7 protein-coding genes and 1 rRNA gene are annotated in these 8,898 nt (G+C 61.2%); 1 reads left to right on the forward strand and 7 read right to left on the reverse strand.

Going from position 1 to position 8,898, the window contains the following annotated elements; genetic code table 11:
- Positions 1-156 precede the first annotated feature (156 nt).
- From D8M21_RS10715 to D8M21_RS10740, 6 genes are all read right to left on the reverse strand, one after another.
- A complete protein-coding gene (locus D8M21_RS10715) occupies positions 157-1,551 on the reverse strand; it encodes a hypothetical protein (protein ID WP_238651375.1) in 1,395 nt (464 codons plus the stop codon).
- An 8-nt stretch (positions 1,552-1,559) separates the two neighbouring features.
- Complete coding sequence (locus D8M21_RS10720; protein WP_048683357.1) at positions 1,560-2,435, reverse strand: glycosyltransferase family 2 protein; 876 nt, start codon at positions 2,433-2,435, stop codon at positions 1,560-1,562.
- Positions 2,432-2,974 (reverse strand): DUF2304 domain-containing protein, encoded by a 543-nt coding sequence (locus D8M21_RS10725; RefSeq protein ID WP_065424327.1) that lies wholly within the window; start codon positions 2,972-2,974, stop codon positions 2,432-2,434. The genes D8M21_RS10720 and D8M21_RS10725 overlap by 4 nt, the downstream gene beginning before the upstream one ends.
- Positions 2,971-3,726 (reverse strand): glycosyltransferase family 2 protein, encoded by a 756-nt coding sequence (locus D8M21_RS10730; protein WP_048683359.1) that lies wholly within the window; start codon positions 3,724-3,726, stop codon positions 2,971-2,973. Before D8M21_RS10730 ends, D8M21_RS10725 begins: the two co-directional genes overlap by 4 nt.
- A 93-nt stretch (positions 3,727-3,819) precedes the next feature.
- Complete coding sequence (locus tag D8M21_RS10735) at positions 3,820-5,919, reverse strand: DUF6541 family protein (protein ID WP_126855861.1); 2,100 nt, start codon at positions 5,917-5,919, stop codon at positions 3,820-3,822.
- Positions 5,920-6,023: 104 nt separating this feature from the next.
- Positions 6,024-8,027: a DUF6541 family protein gene (locus tag D8M21_RS10740; protein ID WP_126855862.1), complete on the reverse strand. Its 2,004-nt coding sequence runs from the start codon at positions 8,025-8,027 to the stop codon at positions 6,024-6,026.
- Positions 8,028-8,192: 165 nt separating this feature from the next.
- Between D8M21_RS10740 and D8M21_RS10745 the strand changes: the two genes are divergently transcribed.
- Positions 8,193-8,711 carry a GNAT family N-acetyltransferase gene (locus D8M21_RS10745; RefSeq protein ID WP_082156897.1) on the forward strand — a complete coding sequence of 173 codons (519 nt, stop codon included), beginning with the start codon at positions 8,193-8,195 and terminating at the stop codon, positions 8,709-8,711.
- A 91-nt stretch (positions 8,712-8,802) separates the two neighbouring features.
- Here the strand turns inward: D8M21_RS10745 and rrf are convergent.
- Positions 8,803-8,898, reverse strand: a 5S ribosomal RNA gene (rrf, locus tag D8M21_RS10750); the annotation flags it as partial.

The following is an 8,898-nucleotide window of genomic DNA, read 5'->3' on the forward strand; positions in this document are numbered from 1 at the left end:
CCTAGAAGACTGCACCACCTCGTTGTGGTTGTCTTTACCTCCCAAAGGATACCCACCTCAAATGAGGAAATTCGCGCTGCGCGTCAGGGCGTTTGCTCAGGGCCGGAAAATTGCGCACTTCCGCCCAGATGGCGTAGTGGTCTGCCGCAGATTCGTTCAGCCGTCCACGGCCGCGGACTCCTCCAAAGGCGTGGGCCGCGGCGTGCGTCGCGAGATCAAGACCATGCCGATGAGGTGCACCGCGAACCCGACGGCGGGCCCCACGTAGAGAGCGATGACGGTGCGAGGAACGAGGTCCAACGGCAAGAACAGGAGCGCGGCGGCGAGGATCGCAGCGACCACCCAACCGATGATGTAGAGCCGATGCGCGTTCAGTGCCAAGACCGCAGTCCCGGAGAGCACGAGCAAAGCCATGATCGCCGAGCCGAAGGTCAGGGATCCGAGAAGCCATCCGTGGATCACCTCGTGATACGCGGCCGCCTCTTCAGGCTTTGGCCCGTAAATCAGGAAGAACAGCCACGGACCAATGACCCAGGCCAGGGCCGCACCCAACGCGCCAATGCCCAGCAGCGCGCCCACCGGTTTGGCCATCGCCGCAACCGGGCGATGTCGCTGCTTGAGAAATGCCGAGATCGCCACTCCCTGGAAGGCCTGGAGGGGAATCATGATCGGCGAACGGGTAATCGAGATCGCGAGGATCAACGCCCCCATCCCGATCTTCGTGTTGCTCGAGGCATCGTCGCCCACGCTGGCTTTGAGCACCACGGGGAGCCCCACCATCAGCACGGCCGAAGCAGTCGAGGAGCCCATGGCAAACAGAATGTTCTGGACGAATCGTCCGGCGCCGACGTCGGCCCGAACCGCAAACGTCTTGCGCCCTTCCCGTGTGAATGCCGCAATGAGAATCCACAACAGGACGGGCGAGACGGTTGCGGCCTCGAGGCCACCGAGCGAGCCGGCGAAGAGCGCGACCACGATCATGGCGATCAGGCGCGACGCGGCCTCGCCACCGCCGAGTCCCGAAAATTGGAACCACTTCTGCCGTCCCGCGGCGGCACCGCTCATGGCGACGTGCACCGCATACAGGCAGGAGCCGAAGCACATCAGGAAAACGGCCCATCCCATTCCGGTGGGCACTTGGCTTTGGGCCCAGAAGGGGGAACTGAGGCCGACCACCGCGGCAATGGCCACGCCGAATCCGGCGGCCACGAGCATCACGCGGGTGCCAGATGAAGGGCCCGTGCCAACACGTCGGTTCAGCTCGGCCGCCCCGACTGCGCGCGTCGTCTCTTGCTGCACGCCCGAGACGATGCCGTAGATGCCGAACAGGGCCGACCAAAACACCAGGAATTCGGTGACCCCTTCACCGGACAGGGCGTGCTTGGCGATGAACGTGGCCCCTAGCGCGGAGACCGCGGAAATTAACGACGCCAGAAGGATCGTCGAAGATTCCCGTTTCGAGATGGACTTCTGGTCCGGACTGTTCTCTGCCGTTACCTCGGAGCCCATACCGCTCGCGTAGGGGGCCTCCCCTTCGCCGACTCGATCCACGTGCGGCCCTATTTGACCAGGTGAGACGCGAGGTTCTTGACCCCGCCCCAGTTCTGGATCTTGGCGGCCTTGGGCAGAAGGCTCGCAGCGTGCAGACGGGAGGAGAGGTGCAGGCGAGCGACGTTCGCAGCCTTATTCCAGCCGAGGGCCGACATCTCTTCCCGCATCATTTCGAAGAAGCGGCGCTCCTCATCGAAGCGGGTGCCGTCCAGGGCACGCCACGAAGAGTCGGAGGCCTTGTGACGGCGGTACATGAAGGCGGCGGTCTCGTCGTAGAACAAGGCGCCACCGGACATGGCCACGTCCATGACCAGGCACATGTCCTGAACGACATCGAGGCCTTCCCGGAAGCCCAGGCCCACGATGGTCTCAGCTCGCCATCCGAGGGACGGGAAGTACAGCCAGTCGCCGCGAAGGATCGACACGGCGAGGTCTTCGCCCTTAAGCACCGTGGTGCTGTTGGGACGGTAGAACGCCTTGGTCTTCTCCACCAGCGTGTTCGAGGGAGCGTTATTCTCGTCGATCACAAACACACCGGGCTGGAAGATGCCGGCCTCGGGGTGCTCTTCCGCGGCACGAATGAACCACTCGATGTAGTTCGGCATCATGACGTCGTCCGCGCCCATGACCACCACGAGTTCGTTTTCGACGAAGGTCAGGCACTTGCGGTAGTTCCCGTTGGCACCGAGGTTCTTTTCATTGCGCATGTAGGTCACGCGCTCATCGTTGAGGGAAGCGAACCAACCGGGGATCGATTCGTCGGGGTAGCCGTCGTCGACGACGATCAAGCGCCAGTCGTCGCTCGTCTGGTGCAGCACGGATTCAACCGCCTGCTTCATGAGGGCAACGTCTCCGTAGTAGGGGAACAAAATGTCAACGGTCATGGCTTCTCCGTGGTGTCGTTGGACTCGGCATCGTGTATCGGATGTTGGGGAAAAACGGTCTCGGGGCGGCTCGCGTCCCGAGGGTCTTTCGTCTCACCAACGGCGCTGGAGCCGTGGGCTTTGACGTCGTGGGGGCCTTCGTCCTCGGCCTGGACGATCGGCATGGCCTGTGTGGGATTACGAAAGCGGCTGATCTCTTCGAGCTGGCGATTCAGCAAGGAGCGCTGGATAGCAGCTTCCTCGGCCAGAACCCGCGTTTCATCTTCCAGTCGCGAAATCTCCAAGGAAAGGTGCAGGCACACGCCCAAGAGCAAGACCAACCCGATGAGGAACAGCAGGTTGACCGGGGTGGCCACTCCCACCAGGGAGGCCACCTTATCCAACAGGCGGGGGAACACCATGAGGACGGCGATGACCAGAGCGGTCAGCAGCCACAGGGCCGCGTACTTCTCACGCAGCTTGAGGTTCCGGACCAGTCGCAGGACCGAGACCACAAGGATCAGGCCCAGGATCAGAAAGAAAATGGATGCCGTGGTCATTCACTGCCTCCCTCGGGCTCGTTGACGGTCATGCGCTTGCGCGTCATCGAAATGAAGAAGGCGAACATGGAGCGGATCAAATAGATCGCGGCCTTATACGGATTATTGGACGGCTTTCCGGCTTGACGCTCACGCATTTCCACGGGCACTTGAGTCACCGTAAGCCCGGCGCGCAAGGCCATCGCCAGGGAGTCGATCGTGTCCCCTAAGTATTCGGCCGGGAAGTACCGGCAGTACTGGGAGATCGCGCGTCGGTTAGCGGCCCGGAAACCACTCGTCACGTCGGTCAAGCGGGTCTTGGCGACCCGCGAAAACATCAGGGCTAACAGGTTCATGGCCCATCGACGCGGCCCAGTGGCTTTATAGGTGCCGCGTTCGGCGAATCGGGCACCGATGGAGATATCGGCGTGATCCAATCCAGCGAGCACTCGCTCGATGTCCCGGGGGTCGTGTTGGCCGTCGGCATCCACTTGGATCGCGCGGTCGTAGTCCAGGCGTTGTGCGTACTTGAACCCGGCGCGCATGGCTCCGCCGACTCCCATGTTGTACGGCAGCTGAAGCACACTGGCACCCGCGGCGCGCGCAATGCGAGCCGTGTTGTCGGTCGACCCGTCGTCGACGACCAGCAGATCGTGGCCGGGCATGGTGGATTGAAGCTCCCGGATGGTCGATCCGATGACTTCATCTTCATTCCACGCGGGCATGATGATGAGGCAGCTCAGCGTTCGTTGAGCGTCGGGTGAGTTAGCCATAGTCCTCTCAGCCTACCTGGTCACCGGCCGCGACCGTATTTGCGCGTGGCGGCGCCATGAGCGCCGAGTACCGTCCAAAGCCGCAGGCCATCGTCAGTTTTCGCCGCACGCCGTGATCTTCAGGAGCTTCGCGTCCCCGGCCTGATAGACCGTAGTGGCGAGGCCGCGTTGTTCGAGGTCCGCGAGTCCCGCGTACTGCCCACTGTGGTCACCGTGGTTCACCTCTTTTTTCCCGAAATCCAGGACATATCGCGCGTTCTCCTGGTGAACGGCCGAGCAGACCTTGGGATCGCTTCCGGCTTCGTTGAGTGAATGATTGATGATGTCGACCGACGGCGTCGGAATGTACAGGGCGTGCGAGGCGGTGACGTGACGGCCCGCGAGCGCGTAGGCGAGGCCTCCCCCGTTCCAGGGCATGGTCACGATCTTTTGGTCGCGGGGAACGAGCGCATTCACGTGATCGATGACGTCGAGTTCGTCTGTTGTGATGAGTTGTGAATCGGCCCGCGGTTGGTACGTCGCGTAGGTCTGGCCCACCATCTCTTTCATGGGTCCGACGGCCTGGGTATATCCCGCGAGCAGAATCATCGCCACGATCCCGACGGTTTTTTTCATCACTGGACGACGCCGCCCCGACCACCTGGCGCTGAGCCGGGAGTTCATCAAGGCTTCACTGAGCCAGTGAATGGCAACGACCGCCAAGGGAATGGCCAGAACAGGCAGGAGGGCGGCCACCCGGAACGGATCGTTGTACCAAACTCCAGTGATCCACATGCGGTCTTGGTCCCATTTGAGCCACCGGACGCTGATGTAGAAGTAGACCAGCACGCCGTAGGAGAGCACGAGCCAGTGGTTACGCCGGGCGTACAGGATGGCCAACGCGCCGATCACCACGAGGGCCGAAACCACCCACTGTGGCGAGACCTCGCTGACCGGGCTATTGACCAAAGCCTCACCGAAGGCGAGCGTATCCGAGCTCGAGGGGCCCCATGTTGAGGCTCCCGGGGCGGGACGAATAACACCCCAAAGGAACCACACCGCCGCCAAGAGCGCGGCGATCGCGACGACCTGCAACAGAACCGCCCACCACCGAGAGCGGCGCATGATGCCACCCCCGATTTGGAGCACTGCGCGCACCACCGCCACGGGCACGGCGATGACGAGAAGCGACATCAGGGCGTTCGGATGGGCCAGGCCCACTCCCAGAGCCACCGGGATACCGAGCACGATGCATTGCACCGTGTCCACGCGGCGAACCCGAGACATGCGGAAGAAATTGATCACGATGCCCACGCCAGCGGGCAATAGCGCAATCCCCAAGAAGTTGGGGTACAGCACCCCGAATTTGATCAGCAGAAACGGAAAGGCGGTAAATCCGGTCAGGATCGGTCCCGCGGCGAGAACGGCCGGCAGGTTGAACCGCATGGTGGCTCGGACCAGGAACAACATGGACAACGGCCACGCGATGCCCGCTATCGCGAAAATTGCAGCATTGGTTGCCGCGGGAACGGAGCCTTGACCCGTTCCCATGAAGATCAGCGAGACAAAGTCGTGCCAGGCGGCCGGATAATACGGAATCGGCCCCTGGCCCGTCGTCATCGCGTTGACGAAAAACGAGGAACCGTTGTGAGTCTCAGCGATAAAGCGGACCGCATTGAGATGGAAGTTATTGTCGAGGGTCTGCGAAAACCATTCCGGGCCGCCCAGGGAATTCTTGATGGTGCGAGCCATGAGGAGGGCCGCGACCAGGAACGAGACCCAGTACGTGGCTTGTCCTCGAGAGAACCACTTTCCGCGGGACAGCACGCCGCCTCGATGTTCGGCTGGCATCCATCGGCGGGCGCCAGAGGTTTCCGACCACGGAGCTCGGCGTCCTCGGCGTTGGGGAGTCGAGTCCGCCGCTGATCGCTCACCGGGAAAGTCCGCGATGCCGAGTCGACGAGCAAGCGCCACAACGCCGCCGGCAACCAGTGCCACGAGGGCACCCGCGGCCAGAGGAACCCAGAGGGCCCAGTCGATGCCGAGCGATCCGGCCACGATCGCCGATACGGCAATGATCGCTATAGAGACGGCGGGCGCCAAGGCGAACGCATCGAATCCCTTCAGCCGCGCGGCAAGAGTCACCAGTAGCCCAGGCACCAGCAGTGCCAGGACGCCTATGAGCAATCCCGGAGTCAGACTCAACCATTCCATCGACTCAGGGGCCTCCATTCAGTGCGCTGGGTCAAGGCAAACTCTCCTCATCCTAGTGCCAAAGACACCCGGTTGCCTCACGATCTCTCCGTTCGTGGCCGACCTTACCCGCACGCATCGATGCGTAAGAGTCTTGCTTCTCCGGATTGGTACACGGTCGTGGTGATTCCCGACGTTTCGAGGCGCGCCAGTCCCGCAAAGGTGGGACCGCCGTAATTACCCATGAAGGGCGGTCCGGCAAAGTCGTAGACGTAGTACGCCTTATTGCGGGTCACGAGGTTGCACACTTGAGGATCCACGAAGGCTTCATTCAGGTGCGCCGAAAGGTAGGCGTCGTCGGCATCGAGCTTTTCCAGGAGGTGGTGAGACGACGTGTTGATCCCGAAGAGCCCATAGGCCATGCCCCCTCCCGTCCACGGATTATTGAGGACTTTCTCCCCAGGCCCGAGGTACTCGGAGGTGTGACTCATGACGTCGTACCGATCCGACGTGACCATCTCCGACGTGGGGGTGACCCGAAAACGATCCTGTGCATGCCGCACGGTGTACACCATGGTGTCGTTGGTCGCCAGCGGAACAAACAGCGCCAGGGCCACCACCACGACGACGCTACGGCTGATCGCGCGGCGTCGGCTCACTCGCATATTCCTCAACAGTTGGGGAAGCTGCCGCCGAACGAGAACACATAATGCGCCGAACCCGAGGGCAATGATGGGAATCCCGACCATCGGGAGTATGGCCGAAACACGGAACCTGTCGTTGTACCAGGCCCCGGTCAGGATGTTGCGGATCGGCCAATTGAAGGTCATCCCTGCAATCAGCAAAAGGCCAACCACCCCATAGGAGGCAAGAAGCCACAGGTTCTTGCGTTGGGAGACCAAGATGCCGGCCCCGACCAGAAGTATCGCTACGGCGAGAATGCTGATCGGGTAGGAACTGTATCCGGGCACGTCAAAAGCGGGAGCCATCGCCAAGACGCGAAGAACGGATTCTCCGAACGGCGTGATGGGGTAATTCTGAGGAACAGCATTCGCCGGCCGCAGCAGCACCCAAATGATCGGGATGCCGGACATGAAGATCAGGACTAAGAGAGCTTCAATGGCCGGATAGGAACGGTGAGGAAACGTGCCCCTCACAATCCAGCGGATCAGAAGCACAAGGCGGTACACCATGGCTGGAAGCATGACAGCCAGACACACCAGCACACCGCTGGGGTGGGCCAATGCCATGCCGCCGAGCGCGCCCACGGTGAGCACCAACGCACGGCCTCGAGTAATAACGGGCGAGCCGAGCCGTAGAGCGCAGACACCTAGCCCGAGGACGACGGGAACGACGGTGTACGCCATCATGTTCGGGTACAGAATTCCCCAAAACATCAAAACCGACGGGAATGCGGCGAATGCATTCGCCAATATCCCCGACAAGAACCATGCGTAACGATTGCGCGAGAGCGTCCGCACAAAGAACATCATGCTCAGCGGCCACACCACAGCAATCAGCCATATCGTCATGACATTCGTGGCCGCCGGGACACTCACGCCGGAAAACGAGGCAATCAGGGCTCCCAGTGCGTGCCAAACATCGGGGTAAAAATATGGCGGCTGGTCGCCCGTCGTCATCATACTGACGAAGAAGGGACTAGCGTTTTCGTGATCCATCACGTACCGGATGGCATTGAGGTGAAAGACGTTGTCAAAGGCGTCGGAGAAATTCTCCATATTCCAGTCAATGAGGTTCAGAGTATGGAAGACGCCGAAAACTATTGCCGCGACTAAACCGAGCCACACGCCGACCCCGACGCCGCGTCGCGGCTCCCGAGACGCGTGAGACGACTGTGACGTGGTCTCCACGGGCAGGGGGCGCATGCGGCGAACAGCCCACGAGCCAGACCACAAAACCAGGGCTACGAGCAGGCCGACAATCAAAGGCGTCCCCGGACTCCACGGAATGCCAAACAGGCCTCCCACGAGTGCAGACGCTCCTATGGCGCCCATAGAAAGCACGGGCGAGAGTGCCAGTGCATCGATTCCCCGAACTCGCAGGGAGAGCGCGACCAATGCTCCGGGGACAACGAGGAGCACACCGCATACTACAAATGCTGTAATCAAGAACCTCTCCCCGGTTGAGATAACACCCTGAAACCTACACCACTTATCCGAATTCCACAGAAGAGTAGGCTCAAAGAATCCGCAATACCGCGGACATTCAGCGACATTCCGCTGAAAAGGTGACGACTCAAACAGAGATAACGGGCGAAAATGTAGTCTGTTCCTATGCAAAATTACGACGCCGGCCAGCCCCACTCGCCTGTCGACGAAGCCTATACCGTGCACAGCGGCGCGTGGCTTTCCCTCGACCCACGCGTCGCCTATGGCATCGCCCAATTGCGATTTGCGGTCTTTGCCATGGAACAAGGCATCACGGATGAACCCGAGCTCGATGGAGTCGACCTCGAGGATTCAACGACCACGTACTGGGCAGCGTGCGACGGTGTTCCGGTCTCTACCCTGAGGGTCATGACTGGTAAGGACGGATCCGCATCGATCGGCCGCGTGGCCACATTGCGAGAGCATCGGGGTTTGGGCCTTGCCAGGCGCCTCATGGGCGCGGCAATTGCGGCGAATAGCGGACGACCCATTCACATCCACGCACAGGCATATCTTGAGCGGTGGTACGAACAATTCCGCTTCCGAACAACGGGACCCGCCTTCGACGAAGTCGGAATTCCCCACCTACCCATGACTCGTGAGCCATCAGCCCAATTCACGACCGAGCGGTCGAGCACATCATGAGCGGCCATCCCAAACGGGTGTTAAATGAAAAAGGAGGAGAAGCGTCCACACCCCAACACGGGGCACAAACACTTCTCCTCCACAAAAATATTTTCGGCGGCGACCTACTCTCCCACACACCTACCGGGTGCAGTACCATCAGCGCTAAGAGCCTTAACTACCGGGTTCGGAATGAGACCGGGTGTAC

The sequence above is a fragment of the Kocuria sp. HSID16901 genome (genome assembly GCF_003989425.1).
Taxonomy (GTDB): domain Bacteria; phylum Actinomycetota; class Actinomycetes; order Actinomycetales; family Micrococcaceae; genus Rothia; species Rothia massiliensis.